The sequence below is a fragment of the Nakamurella endophytica genome (genome assembly GCF_014646215.1).
Lineage (GTDB): Bacteria > Actinomycetota > Actinomycetes > Mycobacteriales > Nakamurellaceae > Nakamurella > Nakamurella endophytica.
In genome coordinates this window covers 180,487-202,125 of record NZ_BMNA01000002.1, presented here as the reverse complement: position 1 = coordinate 202,125, position 21,639 = coordinate 180,487, and the positions used below count along the sequence as shown (strand labels likewise).

The 21,639-nt window shown below is 73.6% G+C and carries 16 protein-coding genes; 7 read left to right on the top strand and 9 right to left on the bottom strand.

Annotated features, from left to right (window positions below; all coding sequences use genetic code 11):
- The first annotated feature begins 61 nt into the window (after positions 1 to 61).
- Positions 62 to 1,156, top strand: coding sequence for a glycosyltransferase (locus IEY37_RS04460; protein WP_229673852.1), 1,095 nt, complete (start codon positions 62 to 64; stop codon positions 1,154 to 1,156).
- 87 nt (positions 1,157 to 1,243) lie between these two features.
- Here IEY37_RS04460 and IEY37_RS04455 read toward each other — a convergent pair whose 3' ends face one another.
- The 5 genes from IEY37_RS04455 to IEY37_RS04435 form a co-directional block, all read right to left on the bottom strand.
- Complete coding sequence (locus tag IEY37_RS04455) at positions 1,244 to 2,995, bottom strand: ArnT family glycosyltransferase (RefSeq protein WP_188940329.1); 1,752 nt, start codon at positions 2,993 to 2,995, stop codon at positions 1,244 to 1,246.
- A gap of 206 nt (positions 2,996 to 3,201) precedes the next feature.
- Positions 3,202 to 5,064, bottom strand: coding sequence for a glycosyltransferase (locus IEY37_RS04450; protein WP_188940328.1), 1,863 nt, complete (start codon positions 5,062 to 5,064; stop codon positions 3,202 to 3,204).
- Complete coding sequence (locus IEY37_RS04445) at positions 5,061 to 6,269, bottom strand: glycosyltransferase (RefSeq protein WP_188940327.1); 1,209 nt, start codon at positions 6,267 to 6,269, stop codon at positions 5,061 to 5,063. The genes IEY37_RS04450 and IEY37_RS04445 overlap by 4 nt, the downstream gene beginning before the upstream one ends.
- A complete protein-coding gene (locus IEY37_RS04440) occupies positions 6,256 to 7,413 on the bottom strand; it encodes a glycosyltransferase (RefSeq protein WP_188940326.1) in 1,158 nt (385 codons plus the stop codon). Before IEY37_RS04440 ends, IEY37_RS04445 begins: the two co-directional genes overlap by 14 nt.
- Entirely contained in the window at positions 7,410 to 8,711 is a 1,302-nt protein-coding gene (locus tag IEY37_RS04435; protein WP_188940325.1) for an oligosaccharide flippase family protein, read from the bottom strand. The genes IEY37_RS04440 and IEY37_RS04435 overlap by 4 nt, the downstream gene beginning before the upstream one ends.
- 768 nt (positions 8,712 to 9,479) lie before the next feature.
- Between IEY37_RS04435 and IEY37_RS04430 the strand changes: the two genes are divergently transcribed.
- The 4 genes from IEY37_RS04430 (at position 9,480) to IEY37_RS04415 (ending at position 13,163) form a co-directional block, all read left to right on the top strand.
- On the top strand, positions 9,480 to 10,916 hold the full coding sequence (locus IEY37_RS04430) for an NAD-dependent epimerase/dehydratase family protein (protein ID WP_188940324.1): 1,437 nt from the start codon (positions 9,480 to 9,482) through the stop codon (positions 10,914 to 10,916).
- Between the two features lie 66 nt (positions 10,917 to 10,982).
- Entirely contained in the window at positions 10,983 to 11,753 is a 771-nt protein-coding gene (locus IEY37_RS04425; protein ID WP_188940323.1) for a polyprenol monophosphomannose synthase, read from the top strand.
- A 74-nt stretch (positions 11,754 to 11,827) separates the two neighbouring features.
- Positions 11,828 to 12,733 carry a tyrosinase family protein gene (locus IEY37_RS04420; RefSeq protein WP_188940322.1) on the top strand — a complete coding sequence of 302 codons (906 nt, stop codon included), beginning with the start codon at positions 11,828 to 11,830 and terminating at the stop codon, positions 12,731 to 12,733.
- Between the two features lie 34 nt (positions 12,734 to 12,767).
- The gene (locus IEY37_RS04415) at positions 12,768 to 13,163 is read left to right on the top strand and encodes a hypothetical protein (RefSeq protein WP_188940321.1); all 396 of its coding nucleotides are present in this window, start codon (positions 12,768 to 12,770) and stop codon (positions 13,161 to 13,163) included.
- 202 nt (positions 13,164 to 13,365) lie between these two features.
- Here IEY37_RS04415 and IEY37_RS04410 read toward each other — a convergent pair whose 3' ends face one another.
- Positions 13,366 to 14,334 (bottom strand): ATP-grasp fold amidoligase family protein, encoded by a 969-nt coding sequence (locus IEY37_RS04410; RefSeq protein ID WP_188940320.1) that lies wholly within the window; start codon positions 14,332 to 14,334, stop codon positions 13,366 to 13,368.
- A 301-nt stretch (positions 14,335 to 14,635) separates the two neighbouring features.
- On the opposite strand from IEY37_RS04410, the gene IEY37_RS04405 reads away from it, so the two are divergent.
- Positions 14,636 to 15,853 carry a hypothetical protein gene (locus IEY37_RS04405; protein WP_188940319.1) on the top strand — a complete coding sequence of 406 codons (1,218 nt, stop codon included), beginning with the start codon at positions 14,636 to 14,638 and terminating at the stop codon, positions 15,851 to 15,853.
- 21 nt (positions 15,854 to 15,874) lie between these two features.
- Here the strand turns inward: IEY37_RS04405 and IEY37_RS04400 are convergent, their stop codons facing one another.
- The 3 genes from IEY37_RS04400 to IEY37_RS22750 form a co-directional block, all read right to left on the bottom strand.
- Entirely contained in the window at positions 15,875 to 17,008 is a 1,134-nt protein-coding gene (locus tag IEY37_RS04400; RefSeq protein ID WP_188940318.1) for a glycosyltransferase family 4 protein, read from the bottom strand.
- A 117-nt stretch (positions 17,009 to 17,125) separates the two neighbouring features.
- On the bottom strand, positions 17,126 to 18,556 hold the full coding sequence (locus IEY37_RS04395) for an MFS transporter (RefSeq protein ID WP_188940805.1): 1,431 nt from the start codon (positions 18,554 to 18,556) through the stop codon (positions 17,126 to 17,128).
- 240 nt (positions 18,557 to 18,796) lie between these two features.
- Positions 18,797 to 21,076: a prolyl oligopeptidase family serine peptidase gene (locus IEY37_RS22750; protein ID WP_188940317.1), complete on the bottom strand. Its 2,280-nt coding sequence runs from the start codon at positions 21,074 to 21,076 to the stop codon at positions 18,797 to 18,799.
- Between the two features lie 135 nt (positions 21,077 to 21,211).
- Between IEY37_RS22750 and IEY37_RS04385 the strand changes: the two genes are divergently transcribed.
- Positions 21,212 to 21,610, top strand: a complete 399-nt coding sequence (locus IEY37_RS04385; RefSeq protein ID WP_188940316.1) for a nuclear transport factor 2 family protein — start codon at positions 21,212 to 21,214, stop codon at positions 21,608 to 21,610.
- Positions 21,611 to 21,639 lie beyond the last annotated feature (29 nt).

The window sequence follows — 21,639 nt, the reverse complement described above, 5'->3', positions numbered from 1 at the left end:
AGCACCGACGGCGCACGGCGCGGTGCCCACCGGCCACGATCGGGGTTGTCCATTGCGCATCGTGTTCCTGAGCCACACCGGGCGTTCCAGCGTTTTCCGGATCGGCAGCCACCAGTTGGCCCGGGAAATGGCTGCCGCCGGTCACGACGTCGTCCACATCAGCAACCCCATCTCGCTCGCACACGTGGCGATGCTGCGCGACGCAGAAGTGCGGCGGCGGCTGCGCATGGCGGTGCCGCTGCGCTGGCAGGTGATCGACGGGGTGCGCTACGCGGTGCCGTGGAGCGTGTTCCCGTTGATCCCGGACCCGCTGCGGCGACCGTTGACGCTCGGCTCCACGACGATCCTGCGCCGAATGCTGCACAAGGCCGGATTCCATCGACCGGATCTGTTGCTGGTGGACCAGCCATTGTTCGATTTCCTGGTCCCGGTGGTCGGCGCGAACACCGTCGTCTACCGGCCGACCGACATCAATGCCGCCGACCTCGCCCGGAGAGCCGAGGACCGCCTGGTCCCGCGCGTCGCCGGCGTCGTCGCCACGTCCGGCGTTGTCGCCCGGGCACTGGCCGAGCGCTTTCCGGAGCAGCGCTATGCGGTGGTCGAGAACGGCGTCGAGACGGCGCATTTCGCGTCGGTGGGACGCCCCTTCGAGCAGCGGCGCGGCGCGGTGTACGTCGGCGCGCTCGACCGCCGGTTCGACTGGGACGCCGTGGTGGCGATGGCCTGCGCCGTCCCGGACCAGCCGGTCGACCTGTACGGGCCGCTGGTGTCCGCGGTACCGCACCTGCCGGCCAACGTCCGGCTGCACGGTCCGGTCGACTACGCCGAGGTGCCGGCGGTCCTGGCCGCGCACCGGGTCGGACTGCTGCCGTTGAACGACGACGTCACCAACAGCGGCCGCAGCCCGATGAAGCTCTACGAGTACCTGGCCGCCGGGCTGACCGTCGTCGCCCGCGCCACCGCGCCCATGACGGCGCTGGGACTCTCGGACGTGCAGGGCTACACCGACCCGGCCGACGCGCCGGCCCGGCTGGTCGACGGCCTCGACAGGGCCCCGAGCGGCGACGGCGCCGCTGCCGCCGCGGCGATGGACTGGGCAGGGCGCGCCCGCCTGCTGCTCGCCGAGTGCGAGCGCCTCGCAGGCACCGGGCACTGACCGCTCGGCCCTGGCCCCCGATACGCCTCCGGGCGCGGACCGCGGGTGCGGTCCGCGCCCGGAGGCGGGACGGGTCGGAGCCCGGCGTCAGCCGACCCGGGACACCCGACGCCGGTTGGACCGGACGATGAACGCCGAGCCGACCGCGCCGACGACGCCCAGCGTCGCCAGGAACATGCCGAGGAACTCCCCGGCCGGCGCGGTGGCGGACGGCGCGGGGTAGGTCGGCAGGCAGGAACTGCCGGGGGCCGGCGCCGTCGGCACGGGGCCGACCGACCACAGCTGGAGCAGCTCCGAGGACCGGCTGGGCGTCTGGTACAGCAACTGGCCGTTCTCCCGGATCCAGGTGGCGAAGCCCTCGCTCATCGTGCCGTAGGCGTACCGCGCGTCCTTGGGCGACAGCAGGTACAGGTGCACTCCGTCGGCCAGCGCCCGGGGTCCGTTGCGATAGTTCGTGACGGTGTTCTGCGGCAGGGCCGTCTCCCAGCGGAAGCCGGCCCCCGAGGCGTTGATCGGAACGCACGGGGCGACGTTCGCCTGCACGTAGGCGGCGACCTGCTCCGTCCCGTCGTCGGAGTCGACGACGTAGTAGCCCACGTACGTACCCAGGCCGAGCAGCAGCAGGACGCCGGCGACGACCGCCGACACCGTGGTGAGCCGGCGGAGCGGGCGCCCGCGGACCGGGCCGGTGCGGACCCACTGCTCCGGCAGCAGATCCCGCGCCGGGAGCCCCGTCAGGTCGTCGACCGGGCGACCACCGAGCAGCAGCGCCACGCAGAGCACGGCGGCCACCGGCACCGCGTAGACCACCAGCTGCTGGTTGCCGGCGCCGAAGGCGAACGAGTAGAGCAGGAACCCGTAACCCAGCACGCCCCAGCCGAGCAGCAGGGCGCTGTGGTCGTCCGGTCTGCGGGTGCGGCTGAACAGCCCGCTGCGGATCAGCACCACCAACAGCGCCAGGCCGCCGACCAGGAAGCTCGCGTAACCGCTGGAGTAGAGCAGGAACGTGCGGGTGAACTGCGTGGTCGGCGACCCGGTCGGCAGGTTCACGCCGGTGGTCTGCACCAGGCCGAGCAGCCGCTGCACGCTCTCGGTCTCCTGGTCGACGAACTGGCCGCCGTGCCCGTTGATCGCGGCCCAGAGCGGGAAGCACGCCCACACCGCCGCGCCCACGAGGATCGAGCCGGCCCCGACGACGATCCGCCGGCGGTCCCGCTGCAACAGGGCGGCGACGAACGGTGCCGCCGCGGCGAACAGCACCGTCTGCTTGACCAGCGTGCCGGTCCCGATCAGCAGGCCGAGCACGACGATCTGCTGCGCCATCGGCCGGTGCCGCATGCGGTGGGCGACGAGCACGATCGTGGTCCCGGCGGCGACCGCCAGCGGCTCGATGAGCGCCATCCGGCCGAAGGCCATCATGAATCCGCTGGTGGCCACCAGCAGCGCCGCCACCACGGCGCCCACGGTGCGGACCCGGTCGCTCCGGCCGACCAGCACGTCGCGCGCGATGGCCGCGGTGACGGCGGCGGTGACCCCGCACAGCAGGGCGCTGAGCACCCGCACGCTCCGGATGGCGTCCAGCAGCGGCGACGACGTCGTGCCGGTCACCCGCTCCCAGCCGGCGGTCAGCAGGAAGTCCAGCGGCGGGTGGACGATGAACGCGCTGGTGCGGAACGACAGCGCGTCGGTGTTCCAGACGTTCCGGCCGATCTGCGCGTAGAGCGCCTCGTCGGTCAGGAAGTCCGGGGACACCCACAGCTTGATCAGGAACAGGATCGAGACCAGTGTGCCGAGTCCGGCGAACAGCGCGCCGGGGTGCCGGTCCAGCCACCGCATCATGTCGGGTCTCCTCCCCGACGGGCCCTGTCCGGCCGGTACGGGTCTCGTGGCAGTCGTTGTCACGGGTATGGTGCTCCTTCGCGCAGGGACGGACCCCGGAAGACTGGTGTCGGTGGACGGCGTGCCGCGGCACGGCCGGGTACTCGCGGGCACTGGGGGCCCTGGGGCACTGCGACGGGCGGGCGCCCGTGGTGACCGGCGAGCGGTCAGGCGGACTGGCGGGCGCCGCGCAGGACCACCAGGCGCAGCACCAGGTTCAGCTCGGTGCGGCCGAGCACGACGGCGTCGTCGTCGGTGGTGGACAGCGCGAGCACCGCGACGCCGTGCCGGCTCGACCGGACCGGCAGCAGCAGCGCGGAGGTGAGCTGGGCGTCGTGCAGCAGCTCGGCGATCCGCGGCTCCGGCCGGACGCCCGGCGCGATCAAGGTCGGCCGCAGCGTAGTGGCGACCTCGGCGGCCACCGGGGCCAGCGCCCGGAACGACGGCTTGCCGTCGCCCGGCCAGACCTGTGCCCACGGTTCGGTGGTGCCCCGGGGAACCAGCGACAGGCTGGCGCGGCGCACGCCGGTCGCCTCGCGGACGACGTCGAGCAGCTCGTCGGCGGAGTCCCAGCCGTCGGGCAGGGCCTCCTCGACCCGGTCGTTGTCGCTCAGGTCGAGCGCGGTGCGGAACACCTCGGCGTACTGGCCCGCCATGGCCTCCACCGACAGCTCGCGGGACCGGGCCAGCGATGCGGCGGAGAGTCGTTCCACCAGTTCGGGATTGCGGGCGAGCCGTTCGAAAACCCGGCGCAGCGCACCGGCGTTGCCGGGCGGCACGGCGAACCCGGTCTCGCTCGCCAACTCCCGGACACCGGGCAGCGCCGAGGCGACGGGCACGCAGCCGGCCGCCATGCCCTCGGCCAGCACCAGGCCGTAGGCCTCGGCGGTGGTGGTGCTCGGCAGCACCACCACGTCGTGGGTGCGGTACGCCTGCCACAGCTCGTCGTCGGACAGCCGCCCGGCGAGCGTGACGTTCTGCAGGTCGGGACGGGCGACGCGGGCCTCGACCTCGCCGCGCAGCGGCCCGTTCCCGACGATCGTCACCTCGACGTCGGTGAGCCCGCGGACGGCGTCCAGGAGCACGTGCAGCCCCTTGTAGCTGCGCAGCTGGCCGACGAACAGCACCTTGAGTGCGCCGCCGGTGCGGGTCGGCCGGTCGGCGGCCTCCGGCTCCGACTCGATGGCCCAGGGGATCACCGAGACCGGCTTCCGGCTCGACCGCCACATCCGGCCGAGGTAGGCGTTGCTGCTGACCACCACGGCGTCGGCGGACTGCGCCAGCTGGCCGACCAGCCGGTTGTACACGCCGCAGATCCGCTCGAACTTGGAGATGGCCAGGTCGCTGTGGTGCGTGTAGATCAGTGCCGGCCGGTTGAGCTTGCGGACGGTCCTGGTCAGCAGCAGGAAGACCTCGCTGATCGTCGGCACCGGACCGTGCAGGTTGACGACGTCGTACGAGGCGAGCCGCCGGCGCAGCGCCGGCCAGTAGAAGGCGAACGCGGAGAGCCGGAACTCGCCCCGCATGAAGCGCGGGTAGTCCTGCCGGCTGACGACGTCGACCCGGTGGCCCTGCTCGGTGAGCCCGCGCAGCAGCATGGCGACGGTCTTGGAGATGCCGCTGACCACCGGCGGCGCCTCGGACGTCACGATGAGCACCGACAGCGACTTCTTGCCCGCCTCCGGGAACAGCTCCGGGATCGCGGAGCCGCTACCCGGGCGCTGCTCGGGGACGGTCGCGGCCATCTCGGCCACGGCCGCCATGGTCTCCTCGGCCGAGGTCGTCGTCCGCACCTCGCCGCGCCGCCGTTGCGCGGGGACGCCGATGCGCTCGCGCACCGGCGCCGCCGCCCGCTCGGCGAGCGCCCGGACGGCGTCCAGCGTCTCGGCACCCGCGTGCCGCTCCTGGACCGCCGCGTCGTCCGCGGTGGGCTGTTCGTCGTCGATCCGGACACCTGCCATGGGACTGGCCTCTCCTCTGTTGCGTTCGGCCACCAGGCTGCGCTGAACGGTGCGTGTCGTGTCGGTCATGCTGTCCGCTCCCCCGCGTGCGGCAGGGTCGCGGTGGTCGTCCGGCCGCCGCGACCGTCCGGTCGCGGCCGCCCGGCCACCTCGTCGTAGAGGTCCTCGAGTACGCGGGTGCGGTCGCCGAGCTCGAAGGTGGCCACCGCGCGGGCCCGGCCGGCGCGGCCCATCGCGCGGGCGGCGTCGGGGTCGGCGAGCAGCGCACCGAGGTGCCGCGACAGCGCCGCGACGTCGCCCTCGGGGGCCAGCAGGCCGGTCCGCCCGTCGGCCACCGCCTCGGGCACGCCGCCGTGCCGGTAGGACACCACCGGCAGGCCGGCCAGCGCCGCCTCGACGAACACCATGCCCAGGCCCTCCGCGTCGCCGTCCGGGGCGACCCGGGAGGGCCCGCAGAACACCAGGTTCCGGCGGAGCACCTCGGCGATCCGCGGCGACGGCAGCCGGCCGGTGAAGGTGGCGTCCAGGCCGAGCCGCTGCGCCGTCCGCCGCAGCTCGTCCTCGAGCGGGCCGTACCCGACGAGCGTCACCGGCACCGACCGCAGCGGTTCCGGGAGCATCGCAACGGCGGCGAGCAGGTCCGGCACGCCCTTCTTGTCGACGAAGCGGCCGACGAACACCACGCCGGAGCGCTCGCCGTCCGGCGCCGGCTCGCCGACGACCGTCCCCGGGTACTGCATGCGGATCTTGTACTGCGGCGCGCCGAGGTCCACCAACCGCCCGGCGAGGAAGTCGGACACCGTGAGCAGGGTGTGGGCCCGGTCGAACAGGCGGGGCAGGGCGCGGCGGTACCGCACGGCCGCGGCGTCCCGGCGGACGGCCATCGAGGTCACGTCCATGCCGTAGAAGCTGACCACCAGCGGCTTGCCGGCGGCGTCCGCCCAGGGCAGTGCCGACACGCCGTCGGTGCCGAAGTGCGCGTGCACCACCTCCACCGCGGGGTCGCCGAACAGCCGGCGGTACCGGCGGCGGACTCCCGGCGGCGACGGCAGCCGGCTCGCCACGCGGTGCGACCAGCGGTCGGTCCAGGGCGCGTAGTCCGGTGTCACCAAGGGCTTGTCGAAGGTGCGCCGGCCGACGAGGACCGGGCGCCACCGGGTCAGCCCGGTGACCTGGTCGCGGATGAACGTCTCCGACGGCGCGAGCCAGTAGTCGCGCCAGGCCAGGACGGCGGCGTCCGGCGAGCCGCCCGGGGTGCGGTCAGGCTCCGGCACGGTCCCCCACCTCCACCAGCGACTGGGCGGCAGCGGCGTCGTACAGCTTCTCCAGCTCGGCGGTCCGCTCCCGCACGTCGAACTCCGCCACGACGCGCTCGCGACCCGCGCGGCCCAGCCGGCGCGCCAGGTCCGGGTCGGTGAGCAGCGTTCGCAGCGCGGCGGACAGGCCGGCGACGTCGCCCTCGTCGGCGAGCAGGCCGGTGGTGCCGTCGACGACGGCCTCGCCGATCCCGCCGTGCCGGTACGACGCGACGGGCAGCTCGGCCGCGGCCGCCTCGAGGAAGACCATGCCGAAGCCCTCGCTGTCGCCGTCCGCGGCGCGGCGGGACGGCGCGCAGAACACCGCGTGCTGGGCGAGCAGGTCGGAGATCTCCGCGGAGGACCGCCGGCCGAGGAACCGGGCGTCCACGCCGGTCTCCGCGGCACGCTGCTCGAGCTGCGCCCGCAGCGGCCCGTACCCGACGACGGTGACCGGTGTCCGGGCCAGCTCGCCGGGAAGGTCGGCGACCGCCCGGAACAGGTCGGCGACGCCCTTCTTCTCCACCAGGCGGCCGACGAACAGGATGCCGCGGCGTTCCGCCGCGGCCTGACGGGCCGCCGGGACGTCGGTCCCGATGTAGTGCACCGCGATCTTCTCGCGCGGGGCGCCCAGCGCCTCCAGCTGCCCGGCGATGAACTCGGACACCGCGATCAGGGTGTGCGCGCCGGCGAAGAGGGCGGTCAGCTGGCGGCGGTAGCGCCGGCCGGCCCAGCGGCGGTTCGGCAGCGCCGTCACGTCCATGCCGTGGAAGGTGACCAGCAGCGGCTTGCCGGCGCGCCGCGCGTGCCGCAGCGCCCGGACACCGTCCGGACCGAAGTGGGCGTGCACGACCGCGACCTCGGGGTCGGCGAACACGTCCCGGTAGCCGCGGGACACCTGCGGTGCGGGCGGCAGCAGGCTCAGCACGCGGCCGGCCAGCGAGTCGCCGTAGGGCGCGTGGTCGGCGGTGACCAGGGTGCGCGAGAACTGCCGGCGCCCGACAGTCACCGGCTGCCAGCGCTGCAGCGACGCCACCTGGTCCCGGATGAAGGTCTCCGACGGCGCCAGCCAGTAGTCGCGCCAGACCACCACCTTGGCCGGCCGCCCGTCCCGCGCGCTCACGGGGCCACCTGCCGGTCGGGGGTGCGGTGCACCCGGGACAGCACGGCACCGGCCTTGTCGCCGATGATGCGCAGGTCCGAGCGGCGCAGTCCCCAGAAGTGGCGGATCGGGGTGCCGCCGACCCGGTGCAGGAACAGGATGTTCAGCCACCCGGACACCATGTTGCCCACCAGGGTGGCCAGCGCGGCGCCGACCGCGCCCAGCGGTGGCACGAGCACGAAGAGGGCGACGACGTTGATGACGCAGGCCACGAACAGCGAGGTGCTGCGCAGACCCGGCCGGCCCCGGGCGCTGAGCCCGGCGCCGGCGATGGACCCAGGGGTGATCAGCACGACGGCCGCCAGGAGGATGAACCCGGCGGGCACGGCTGCCGCGAAGCCGGGACCGAACAGCAGCGGCATGCCCCACGGCAACGCGGCCGCCAGCGCCAGCCCGATGAGCAGCGACAGGAAGAACGAGATGCGGGCGGACGCGGTGAGCCGCGAGTCGTCCCGCTGCGCGGCGTCCGAGGCGAACGTGACGTCCCGCATGGCGCTGTTCACCACCAGGGCGACGTCGCTGATGCTCACGGCCACCGCGTACAGGCCGAGCTGGTAGGTGCCGGACAGCGGCGTCATGATCGCCTGGTCCAGCCGGGAGAGCAGCACGCCGGAGAGCGACCCGAGCCAGATGCGCGAGCCGAAGCCGAGGATGGCCCGCGGCGCCACCGGCACCGGGCCCTGCGCCACGGCCGCCGACGTGTGCCGGCGCAGCGGCAGGTACGCCAGCCCGCCCAGCACCGGAGCCGCCGCGATGACCACGGTGGCCGTCAACGGTGTCAGGTGTCCGGCCACGGCCAGCCCGCCGATCCCGACCAGCCGGACGAACGCGGACACCACCTGCTCGGCGGCCACCAGCCGCCACCGGTGCAGACCGGCGGCCGACGCGCGCAGCACCAGCACCAGCAGCGTGGGGGCCAGGGCCAGGGCGGCCAGCACGATCAGCTTGCCGACGACCGGGTCGCCGTCGCTGAGCACCCCGGCGACGGCGGCGCAGGCGGCGGTCCCGGCGAGGCCGGCGAGGACGAGCATCAGGGCGCCGTGCCGCAGCGCCACCCGGACCGACGCCGGCGTCCGCGCCACGAGATAGGTGACGGCCTCGGGGACGCCGAAGGTGGCGGCGGTGGTGGCGAGCAGCAGCGGCCCGGAGGCGGCGGCGACCTGTCCCCGCCCGTCCACGCCCAACCCGTAGCTCAGGATCGGCATGGTGACCAGCGAGGCGAGCGGCACGACCGCGTTGCCGATGGCGGTCGTCGCCATCCGGGACGACAGAGTCGACCCCGGTGCGGTCGTCGGGGCTGTCGCCGCGGCCGGGGATGCGGACATCAGGATCGACACCCCCGCAGCGGTGCGGTCGGTCGGCACGCCGGGGTGGTCCCGGGAACGGCAGTCGGCCGCACACAACCTCCTGAAGACACGGACGGGCGAGAATGCCTGCTCGGACCGCGTTTCCCCGACCCGGACGAGACCCGCACCAGGGCGCGGGATGGCAGGTTCATGCGACCGCATCGTCCGGACACACACGTGTCGTGAGCATGAACCTCCTTATTGAGCCGGTCACGAAGCGAAAATGCAAGCCGCATGCGAGTTGAACGCGGGAGAGGAGTCTCACACGGTCGGACCGAAACAGCTCACCGTCGGTGACGAGCCGAGGGTCCGTGCAGGTGAGAAAGCTGCCGGACCCCCCGAGAGAGCGATAGTTCGCCTTTGTGTAACGAGCTCTTAACATTCGCCGGTCCCGCGATGTGCTTCCATAGTCGACGGACGGGTGCGGGGGCCGCTGTCCGAGCGTGAGCCAGCAGTGACGGCCGATGACGTTCGACGCGCGTATCCCCGACGAGACACCTTGCAGCGCATCGCAATCCGGTGTGCGCGACGGTGCTTGCCGGTCGTGGCGCGGCGACGGCACCGTCCAGCATCGAAGCGTTCGGCGGCGACTGCCCTCTCGGGCAGCGCACGCCGGTGCAGTACTGCCCTGACCCAGCCGAACGAGGAGAGGACGGTGACGACACGTCCGGACACACGTCCATGGAGCCGGCCGGCACGACCGACGGTCAGGACGAGCTGGTCCAGGCACTGACCGCGGCCGTGCCGCCGGGCCGCCCGCACCTGAGCGCTGCGGACATCACCGCGCTCATGGGCCCGACCCAGGCGCTGATCCGGCACCGGGCCGACGCCGGGCGCGCGGAGTACCGGCGCTTCCGCGATCTGCGGGACAGGGCCATCACCGTCGACCCGCGGCGGTCGCTGGCCGCGCACCGTGGCCGGACCGTGCTGGTCACCGGCGGCACCGGATGCATCGGCTCCGCGCTGCTCGAGCAGTTGCAGCAGTGGCGTCCGGAACGCCTGGTCAGCCTCAGCCGCGGAGTCAGCGCGCCGGCCCGTCGGGTCGCCGGCGTCGAGTACCGCAGCGTGGACGTCCGGGACCGCGAGGCCGTGGCGGCCGTCGTCCGCGAGCTCCGCCCGCAGCTCGTCTACCACCTGGCCGCCCAGCACGACCCGTCGCTGGCGGAGCGCGAGGTGGCCCGGACGCTGTCGACCAACGTGACCGGCACCGCCAACGTCCTGGACGCCTGCCGCCGGTACGGCGTCCCGCTGGTGCACGCCTCCACCGGCAAGGCCATGCGGCCGTACAGCAACGACGTCTACGCGGCGTCCAAGAAGCTGGCGGAGTGGCTGCTGGCGAGCGCGGCACGCAGCGGCCAGGTCGTCACCGGCGCGGCGCGGTTCACCCACGTCGTCGACAACTCGATCATCTGCCGCCGGCTGACCGGCTGGGCCAGGGACCGGATGCCCGTGCGGCTGCACTCCCCGGACGTCTCGTTCTACCTGCAGTCCGCGCTGGAGGCGGCGCAGCTGCTGGTCGCCGTCGGTCTGGAGGCCGTGCGCGGCCACCAGAGGCTCGCCGCGATCAGGGATCTCGGCTGGCCGATCTCCTTGATGGACCTCGCGGTGGGGCTTCTCGCCGAGACCGGATCGCCGACCGCCATCTACCTCTGCGGTTTCGAGGCCGGCTACGAGCGGCGTCCCTACCCCGGCCTGTACGACCCCCGGACCTCCGGCGACCGCAGCCCGCTGTTCAACGCGTGGGAGGCCGCCATGACCACCGACGCCGAGCACTGTCCCGACGTGGACGTGTGCCCGGTGCCGGCGGTGCAGGACAACGGACCCCAGCCGTTCATCGACGCGGTGGCCCGGCTGGCCGCCGCCGACGCCGACCCCGACGTCCTGCGCGACGCGCTGGACTCGGCGTCCTGGTCGGTGCTGTCCAGTTCCGTGCGCAGCCTGCCCACGGACCTGCTGCGCCGGCACGTGGCGCTGGTGGAGCGGCTCCCGCACACCCTGTTCGGCCCGGACGACCGCACGGTCGTCGGGACCGTCCGGCAGGAGCTCACCCGCCGCCGCGCCGACCGCATCCCCGACGCCCTGTCCACCAGGCCGTCCGCTGCGGCGATGGCTTCCTGACACCGTGGCGGCACTGCGGCCGGCACTCCACCAGACGTACCGGATCCCGAACGGAAGGCGAGCGACGTGACGATCTCCGCGGAGGTCATCGAGCCCACCGAGTACCTGGCCGACCGGCCGATGAGCGTCGAGCTCACCGTGCTGGTCCCCACCTTCAACGAGCGGGACAACGTGGCGCCCCTCATCGACCGGTTGACCGACGCGTGCGGCGACCTGTCGGTCGAGATCCTGTTCGTCGACGACTCCGTCGACGACACCCCGGACGCCATCCGGGAGGCCGGAGCGCGCGCCAAGCTGCCGGTCCGGCTGGTCCACCGCAGCGGCGCCGACCGGATCGGCGGGCTGTCCGGCGCCGTCGCGGTCGGTCTGGACCGGGCCCTGGGCCGGCACGTCGTCGTCATGGACGGCGACCTGCAGCACCCGCCGGAGCTGGTCCCGGTGCTCGCCGAGATGGTGGCCGAACCCGGTGTCGACCTGGTCGTCGCCAGCCGCTACCAGGGACTGCCGCAGCGCGGCGGGCTGGACGGCACCTGGCGCCGGTGGGTGTCGGGCGGCTCGACCAAGGCGGCGCGCGCGCTGTTCCCGCTGCGGGTGGGCCGCAAGTGCTCGGACCCGATGACCGGCTTCTTCTGCGTCGACCGCAAGGCCCTGGACCTCGGCCGACTGCGCCCGCAGGGCTTCAAGATCCTGCTGGAGCTGCTCGTGCAGCACGACCTCACCGTCCGGGAGGTGCCGTTCGTCTTCGAGGAGCGGCTCGCCGGCGAGAGCAAGGCGTCGCTGCAGCAGGGTCTGCTCTTCGCCCGGCAGCTCGTGCAACTGCGCCTGGCCCACCTGTAGCAAGCGCGGACGGGGGCGTCCGGTCCGGACGCCCCCGTGCTGCTGCCCGCACACCACCGAAGGAGCTGGAGAGAGTGGCACTGCGCAAGCGTGTCGACATCATGACCTGGTCGACGACACAGGTCCAGAAGTTGACGGCGGCGTTCAACAAGCTCAAGGCGAACGGCAGCTACGACGCCTTCGTCAAGCGGCACATGGACGCCATGCTGACCCCGACGCCGGCCGGCTCGCAGAGCAACGCCGCGCACAACGGGCCGGTGTTCCTGGCCTGGCACCGTGCGGCGTTGTGGGAGATGGAGTCGGCGCTGCTGGCGATCGACCCGACCATCGGCGGCATCCCGTACTGGCGCTGGGAGAACGAGGCCGCGCTGAACGGTGGCGACCCGCGCAAGTCCAAGTTGTGGACCTCGAGCTGGTTCGGCACCGACGGGGACAGGACGCAGAGCGACCGGGTGCTCAACGGGCCCTTCGCCTCCTGGCACGCGCTGCTGTACGACAACACCAAGAAGGCGTACGTCACCCGGTCGACGACCGGGCTGGTGCGCCGGCTGGGCCGGGACTCCGCGGGGTCGCCGACGCTTCCCGACCAGTCGCAGATCACCGATCTGAACACCTACAAGACCTACGACATCTCGCCGTACGGCCAGAGCACGGCGAGCTTCCGCAGCCGTCTCGAGGGCTGGAACGCCGGACCCCGCCTGCACAACCAGGTCCACCGGTGGGTCGGCGGCGACATGATGGTCGGCACCTCGCTCAACGACCCGGTGTTCTGGATCCACCACGCCAACGTCGACCGCATCTGGTACCGCTGGCAGCAGGGTGGCGGCACCACGCTGCGGCCGTACGCGCCGATCTCCCCCACCGGGCCGGTCGGCCAGCGCTCGGGCGACACGATGAAGTTCCTGCTGTCGTCGGCGTGGACGCCGGCGAAGGTGCAGAACCCGCACGACACCACGACTCTGGGCTACGACTACCTGTGACGCCCGCGGTCCCCATGACAGAGGAGAGATCTCGATGACCGTCAGCAGACGCGGCATCATCCTGGGTTCGGTGGCCGGCGCCGCCGGGACCGCCGCCGCGGTCCTGGCCGTGGGTCGCGCCGGTGCGACGGCCCCGGCACCGGCCGCCGCCGGACCCGCCGTCGCCGCCCCGGCGGTCGCCGGCGGCGGCGGCAAGGGCGACGCGCAGCGGCACACGTTCGACTACCGGGGGCACCGTGTCGAGGTGACCGACCCGGCCGGCACCACCGGCATGGCCATGGCCATGGTCGGCGACCGGATGGTGCACGTGGAGAAGATGGGCCCGCGGTCCTTCCACACCCACCTGCTGCCCTTCACGGCCTACGAGGACACCCCGACGCTGATCCGGGACGTCATCGACGCGGCGCGGCAGCAGCTGTTCGTGCTGTGACCGACGTGCCGGCGGGGCCGGCGCGATGCCAGGTGGCCGGTGCCTGTCGGGTACCGGCTACCGGCGTCTGCGGACCCGGCGGTGCGCACCGACGAGAGCATCGGGCGTCCGCGATGTGCCCGCAACCGATCCGAGAGGCCCGGTGGGCCGTGACCGCGCTGCCGGCCGGTAGAAGCGACGGGCGCGCCTGCCTCGGGAAGTCCTAGCGGCTGCGGTCCTGGTGCCAGAGTTCGCCGAGCCGGCGGTCGAAGTCGACCGGCTGGAACCACACCTGGGCGTTGCCGTCGTGGTGGGTGATCTCGCCGAACCAGACCCGGCCGTCCACCAGGTAGAGGTCCACCCTGGCGTAGTCGAAGTCGGCGGCCAGGCCCTCGGCGATGTCGACCATCCCGGCCACCTCAGGGGGCGGGACGTAGTCCACGTTCACGGGGTACCGCTGGCGCACCGGCAGCGGCTCGAGGTCACGGCCGAAGAAGGTGACGGTGTGGTCCCCGAACCGGTCCAGGTGCACCCGGACGGCGGCGGTACGGCCGTGGAAGACCAGGAACTTGAAGTCGGCGGGGACCTTGCCGTCCGCGCCCAGCAGCAGCTTCTCGACCAGCAGCCGGCGCGGGATGCCGCGGTAGGCCCACTCCCGCGAGCTCTCGTAGTAGTCCTGCCGCAACCAGCTCCCGGCCTCGGCGAGGACGGCGTCCCGGTCGACCGCGGACTTGTCCCGGACGATGATGTTCATCTCGCAGCCGTGACTGGCCTTGAGCACGAAGCTGTCCGGCAGGTCGTCCCAGACGATCTCCCGGACGTCCTCGTACACCCCCAGCAACGGGATCAGGAGGTCCGCGTGCCCCTTCTCGGCGACATAGCCGCGGACGGCGACCTTGTCGGTCGTCCGGCGGATCAACGGGGTCGCCCCGTGCAGGATCCGCCAGCCCAGCTTCTCGTTGTACGTCGACGGGTTGCGCAGGTCCGGACGGTACCCCAGCGACTGGCGCATCCGGTGCTTGATGATCACCGAGTCGTGCGCCCGGGCCAGCCCCGGGAACGCGCCGGCGACGGGCCGGATGGCGGCGCACAGAACGGCGTCCAGCGCCGCTGCCACGCGCGTGCCGGCGCGGCGGAAATGACCGGACGGCTCCGGCTGCCGGACCCGGTGGTCCAACTGCCCGGCCGTCATCGGGGGATCCTCACAGACAAAGAATAACAGGACATCTCGGCCGGGCCGGGTGAACATTTCCCCCCACCGGGTGGGTCAGATCACTGCCGCGGGCCGATGCTCACCGACAGTCGGTTCACCATCACCGAACGAACGTCTGGGTAGCCTGGACGGACCAGGGCACCAGCACGGACACCGTCGACCGTCCGCCATCCGAATGTCGAGAAGGGGTCCATCCGTGACGGGAGCCGCCCAGCGCCGCCGCCGTGGCCGGTGGCCGCGACGCCGCACCCGGTGGCTCGCCGGAATGGCGGTGGTATTCGTGGCGGCCGTTTCCTGCGTGCGGATCACCTCCGGGGACGCCATTCGCTCCGATTTCCTCCCGCCATTTCTCGGCACGTTGCAGACCGCGCCGGAGCACGCCGGGGACCTCTCCGGACACGGCGTCAAGGTCGCCATGCTCGAGCTGGCCTGGTCCCGGTACGAGACCGCGCCCGGCGACTGGGACGTCGACTACGAGCGCCGGATGGTCGAGCAGTTCCGGACCCTGCGGGCGGCCGGGATGCAGGTGACGCTGGGGCTGGGCCTGCACTACACCCCTGGCTGGGTGCGGGACCTGCCCGACAGCCGGTTCGTGGACCAGGACGGACGGCGGTCCGACCAGGTCGACTTCACCTTCGACCGCGACGTCCGGGCGGCCGCCGACCGGTACCTGCAGCGCGTCGCGCAGGCGTTCCCGGCCGGCGACTTCTTCGCCGTCCGGATCACCTCGGGCGGCCGCGGCGAGCTGCTGTTCCCGGCCGGTGACTCCTACTGGGCCTTCGGGCCGGACGCCCTGGACGCCGACCGGGTGGCCACCGCGGTCGGCGCCAATCCCCTGCCGGACTGGCGGCCGGGTGACGACGGCGAGGACGCGACGGCCGTCCGGCAGTGGTACGACTGGTACGTCGGCGCGCTGGCCGAGACGGCGACCTGGCAGATCGACCTGCTGCGCTCGCTGGGCTTCCGCGGGTACTTCGAGATCCTGACGCCGGGCGTCGGCGTGCAGCCCGAGGCCCTCGACCGGGCCGTCGCCGCGCACCTCCCCCCGGGCCTGGCGGGCCAGGGCGTCGCCTGGCTGGACGTCTACCAGCGTCTCCCCCACGACCCCGACATCGTGGCGTCCGTGACGTCGACCGGTGACGGCTCCGGCGGCGACGTCGGCTGCGCACCGGAGGACCGGCAGGTGCCGGTCACCTCGACGGCGGTGAAGAGCTGGTCGGCGGCCCGGTGGATCAGCCGTGTCGCGGACGAGTTCGGACTGGCCAAGGTGGGCGAGAACCCCGGCTATACCGCAGGTTCCACGTTCCGGGCGCACTACACGGACAGGTCGGCCGGCGGTCTGATGGCCACCTCGCTGTCCCTGGCCCGCAGCTGCGGCTACCTGGGCTTCTACTGGGCGCACGACGCGCAGCTGTGGGACGGCACTGTGGACGCCGCGGAGTTCTACGGGTACACCTCGCCCGACGCCGGCGCCCCGCCGACGGCGCTGCAGGACTGACCGGCCGCTGCGCCGGGCCGGTCAGCGGGGCGGCGCCAGGGCCGCGGCCAGCGCCGCGGTGGACCGGTCCCAGTTCGCCGCGTCGGCCCTGGCGTACCCGGCCTCCGCCAGCCGCGCGCGGGTGGCCGGGTCGTCCAGCTCGTGCACGGCCCGCACCCAGGCCTGGGTGTCGTCGACCGGGACGAGCAGGGCGGCGTCCTCGGCGACCTCCCGGAACACCGGGATGTCGCTGGCCACCACTGGCGCCCCGGCGGTCATGGCCTCCAGCAGCGGCAGCCCGAAACCCTCGACCAGCGACGGGTAGAGGAACGCGTGCGCGCCCGAGTACAGGGCGCTGAGCTCGGCATCGGACAGTCCGGAGAACTGCAGCACCCGGTCCTGCACGCCCAGCTCGCGTGCCAGGTCCGCGGTGGGGTCGGGGAACCGGTCGTCGTGGCTGCCCACCAGCACCAGGTGGTCACGGGGTCCCAGCGCCGCCAGCACCCGGACCAGCTGCTGGACGTTCTTGTGCGGCCGGCGGGCCCCGACGTGCAGCAGGTAGCGGGCCGGCACCGGGGTGCCTTGCACCGTGGTCACCGCACCGCTCGCGTCGCCGAACCAGCTGGACACCCCCCACGGCACCACGTGCTCGTCCGGTACCGCCACGCGGTAGTACCGGCGGACGGCGTCCGCCGACGCCCGGCTGGGCGTCACCACGGTGTTCCGGTGCACCACCGCCCAGGTCAGCAGCCGGTACAGCAGCCGGGTGCGGGCGTCCGGCGCGAACCGCCGGTCCTGCTCGAGGATGCAGTCGTGGACCACCGTCCACCGCCGGGCCCGGCCGCTCAGCGCGGCGCCCAAGTGGTACGGGAACAGCACCAGGTCGACGCCGCTGCGCCGCAGCGCCCCGGGCCAGCGCAGGAACTGGCTGACCGAGGTGACCGCGTGGTCGAAGGTCTCGGTGTGCACGGACTCGTGCGCGGTCAACGCCCCGACGTCCAGCCGGTCGGACCGCTGCGAGTGGTTGACGAACAGGGTGATGTCCCAGCCGGGTCGCGCCGCCAACCGCTCGACGAGCTCGTAGGTGATCCGGCCGATGCCGTGGTACCGGTCGTCGAGCACCCGCCCGTCGACGCCGAGCCTGACCGTGGTGCCAGAGGTACCTGTCGCGCTCATCCCGATGACCGTACCGGCCGTCCCACGGCCGCGACCTGGCCCGCGGAGTGACCCTTCCCACCGCGCCCGCGGGCAGGGTGGCCCGGTCCTCGAGCGGTGCTCGGGGGCCGGGGACCTCTAGTGCCCTGCGGTTCCGCCGGACCCCGACCCCGTGCTCGCGGCCGGTTGCGACGGGACGGCACCGCCCGTCCGCGGGGCCGTCGCCGCGTCGTCCAGCACGATCCGGCGGGGCAGCAAGGCCACGGCCGCCACCATCAGCACCGCGACGACCACGACGCCGACGAACACGTCGTGGGCGGCCGCCGCCAGGTCCGCGGGAGCCGGAGTCCCGTCGCCCAGCCGCGTGTTGGCGACCGCACCGAGGACGGCGACGCCGACCGCACTGCCCAAGGACCGGGCGAACATGTTGGCGCCGGTGACGACGCCGCGGCGGTCCCAGCCGACGCTGCTCTGGGCGGCGATGAGCGTCGGGCTGGCCACCAGGCCCAGCCCCAGCCCGGTGACGAAGCACCAGGCCGCGATCTCCCAGACGCTGCCACCGCCGGTCATCGTCACAGCCATGGACAGCGTGCCGGCCAGCGCCAGCGCCGCACCGATCAGCGCGGTGTCCCGGAAGCCGATGCGCAGGTACAGCCGGCCGGCGACGGAGGCGGCGAGCGGCCAGCCGACGGTCAGGGTGGCGAGCGCGAACCCGGCGGCCAGCGGGCCCACCGCCAGCGCGCTCTGCGCGTACGTCGGCACGTAGGACGTCAACCCGAGCGTCATCCCGCCGACCATCACGGCGGTGACGCTGGTGGCCGCCAGCACCCGGCGGGTGAGCACCCACAGAGGCAGCACCGGCTCCGCCGTCCGGCGCTCGACCAGGACGAACGCCACCAGCAGCAGCACGGCCACACCGAGCACGCCGATGCCGGCGACGGAGCCCCAGGCCCAGGCCTGGCCGCCCTCCAGCAGGCCCAGGATCAGCAGCCCGCAACCGACGGCCAGCAGCGCCGAGCCCGGCAGGTCCATCCGGTGCCGGGCCCGGTGCACCTGTTCGTGGAACCGGCGCACCAGCATCAGCCCGGCGACCAGGCACAGCGGCACGTTGACCCAGAAGATCCACCGCCAGGAGACGTACTCGGAGAACAGCCCGCCGAGGGTCGGCCCGACCACCGCGGAGATGCCCCACACGCTGGCCAGGTAGCCCTGCGCCTTGGCCCGCTCCTGCAGCGTGTAGATGTCACCGGCGATGGTGATGCTCATCGGCTGCACGGCACCGGCGCCCAGGCCCTGCACGGCGCGGAACACGATGAGCGCCGGCATGTCCCAGGCGATGCCGCAGAGCACCGAGCCGAGCAGGAAGAGCCCGATACCCAGCAGCATGACGGGCTTGCGGCCGACCATGTCGGCGACCCGGCCGTAGATCGGCACGGAGATCGCCTGCGCCAGCAGGTACACCGAGAACAGCCACGGGAACTGCGACAGGCCGCCGAGACTGGCGACCACGGACGGCACCGCGGTGGCGATGATCGTCGAGTCGAGCGCCACCAGCGACGTGGACAGCATCAGCGACAGCAGGATCGGGCCGCGGTCGGACCGCAGTCCGACCGAGCGCCGGGTCGGCGCCTCGGCCGTACCCGCGGTGGCTGCACCGGCTGCGGTGGCTGCACTGCCCGCCGTGGCCGCGGTACCCGCGGTCGCCGCGCCTCCCGCGGTGGCCGACGGTCCCGGTTGCGCCGTCACGACACTCCTCTCGGCGACGCCCGGCCCACCGCCGGTGGCCGGCGCACCGGTCCTTCGTCAGCCTCACGATATCCCGGTGTCGGTCCTGACCTCGAGTCCGGTGTGCACGGCGGCGAAGGCCAGCTGGTCGGCGTACTCCAGGGCCAGCGCCCGGGCCGGCTTGCCGGCACCGTGTCCGGCGCGGGTGTCGACCCGGAGCAGGACCGGGGCGCTGCCGGCGGCCTCGCCCTGCGCGAACTGCAGCTGCGCGCCGAACTTCAGCGAGTGCGCCGGCACCACACGGTCGTCGTGGTCGCCGGTACAGATCAGCGTCGGCGGGTAGACCGTCCCGGGCAGGACGTTGTGCAGCGGCGAGTAGGCCAGCAGCACCGGGAAGTCGGTCGGGTCGTCGGGGTCGCCGTACTCCACGGTCCAGGCCCTGCCGATGGTCCAGCGGTGGAAGCGGAGCATGTCCAGGACGCCGACCGTGGGCAGCGCCGCCGCCCACAGCCGGGGCCGCTGGGTGATCGCGGCACCGACGAGCAGGCCACCGTTGGAGCGCCCGTGCACCGCCAGCCGGTCGGTCGTGGTGACCCCCTCGGCCACCAGGGCGGCGGCGCAGCCGTAGAGGTCGTCGAACACCCGCTGCTTGCGGTGCAGCATGCCGGCCTCGTGCCACCGGGTGCCGAACTCCCCGCCGCCGCGCAGGTTCGCGACGGCCAGCACACCGCCGCCGGCCGTCCAGGACGCGAACAACGCCGAGAAGGACGGCAGCACCGGGATGTCGAAACCGCCGTAGCCGTAGAGCAGCGTCGGGTGCGGTCCCGGCCCGAGGTCGGCCCGGTGCACGACGGTCATCGGCACCTCGGTGCCGTCGGCGGAGACACCACGGACCCGGCGGGAGACCAGCTCGGGCAGCACCGGCGCCCCGGGCACCGCCGGCAGCACGCGTGCCGGGCCGTCGAGGTCGAGCCGGTGGACGGCCAGCCGGACCCCGAACGACGTGGTGCCGACGAACACCTCGCGGGAGTCGGCCCGGGCGGACACCGCGGCGACGGACACCGGGGACCCGAGGTCCGGGGCGTCGAGCACGGCGCCGGAGCGGTCGAGGATCTCGACCCGGTGGGCCGCGTCGGTGGACCACACCACGACGAACGCGCCGGCCGCCGGCACCGCCCAGGCGAGCACGCGGTCGTCGTCGCCGGCGGCCACCGTGGTCCACGGCGCGTCGGGGTCGGCCAGGTCGACGCGGACCAGCCGGCCGGTGGGCGCGTCGCGCTCGGTGCGCAGGTAGAGGGCGTCCCCATCGGTCACCACGGGCGAGTGCGCGTCGGCGAGCTCGCCGACCACGGTCACCGTCGCAGGATCGAGGACGCTCGCGCCCCGGTCGTCGACGTGGATCCGGCGTGCGGTGACGGTGGTCCGCGGGTCCGTGCCGGGCGCCGCGGTGAGCACCAGCCAGCGGCCGTCCGGGCTGACCCAGGGGTCGGCCATCCACTGGTCGTCGTCCGGGCGGGACCAGACCAGCTCGTCCTCGTCCTGCGGGCGGCCGAGGCGGTGCAGCACCAGCTCGCCGCCCGTCATCGCCGCGGTGTCCTCGGCGGAGACCGGCTCCGGGTACCGCCAGTACAGCAGGGACCGGCCGTCGGGCAGCCACGTCGGGTCGACCCACTTGGTCCACACCAGCTCGTCGGGCAGGTGGTCGCCGGTGGCGACGTCGAGCACCCGGACGACGCGCCAGTCGGAGCCGGCGTCGGCCCGCGCGTAGGCCAGCAGCCCGCCGTCCTCGGTGACGTCCCAGCCCGCGAGGGCGCTGGCCCCGTCGTCGGACCAGGTGTTCGGGTCGAGCAGCAGCCGCCCGCCGGCCAGCAGCCCGTCCAGCGTGTCGGCGACGTACAGCTGGTCCTGGTCGGCGCCGGCCGGGTTGGCCACGACGAAGTAGCGGCCACTCCGTTCCCAGGGCACGCCGCGGCGCGGCGCGGTGAGCAGCGCCGTGGTCAGCGCGAGGAACGGCTCGCGGCCCGGCAGGGCTGCCAGGTACGGCGAGCTGACGGCGTTCTGCGCGGCGACGAAGGCGGCCGTCCTGGGCGAGTCCGGGTCCTCGAGCCAGCGGTACGGGTCCGTGACCGGGACGCCGTGCAGGACGTCGACGACGTCGTCCCGGGCGGTGACGGGTGGGTGGGTGGGCGGTGTCCCCGCTGGGTGGGTGGGCGGTGTCCCCGCTGGGTGGGTGGGCGGTGTCCCCGCTGGGTGGGTGGGCGGTGTCCCCGCTGGGTGGGTGGGCGGTGTCCCCGCTGGGTGGGTGGGCGGTGTCCCCGCCGGGTGGGTCGGCTGCTGCGGGTCGGTGCCGGGCATGCGTCCCATCCCACCAGACGGTCGCCGGCGGCTTGACCCGCGCCGTGCGGGGTACCGGTCGCGCTGCCGGTGGTCGACGAGTCGACCGCGCCACCCCGCACGGATCCCTCCGGTCCATGCCCACGCACGAGAGACAGAGGTGCCATGTCGAACGATCGCGCCCGGACCTTCGCCGACGCACTGCAGACCCTGGAGAGCAGCGGCGACGTGGAGGCCTTCGTGTCGGGCCAGTTCACCGAGACGTCGGAGCTGCACCGCCCGGAGACCGACCAGCAGACCCGCGGCCTGGACGGCGCGCGGCTGTTCTGGGAGCAGTACCTGAACCAGTTCGAGAGCATCGCGTCGACCTTCAGCCGGGTCGAGGACCGCGCCGGGCTGGGTGTCCTGGAGTGGTCGAGCACCGGCCAGGTGGCCGGCGGCGCGCCGGTGGAGTACCGCGGCGTGAGCCTGATCGACTTCGACGACGACGGGCGCGTCGCCCGGTTCGCCACCTACTACGACACCGCCCGGTTCGCCGCGGTGACGCCGCCCACCGACCGCTGATGCGGCCGCCCGCGCCCGGGCCGTGCGGT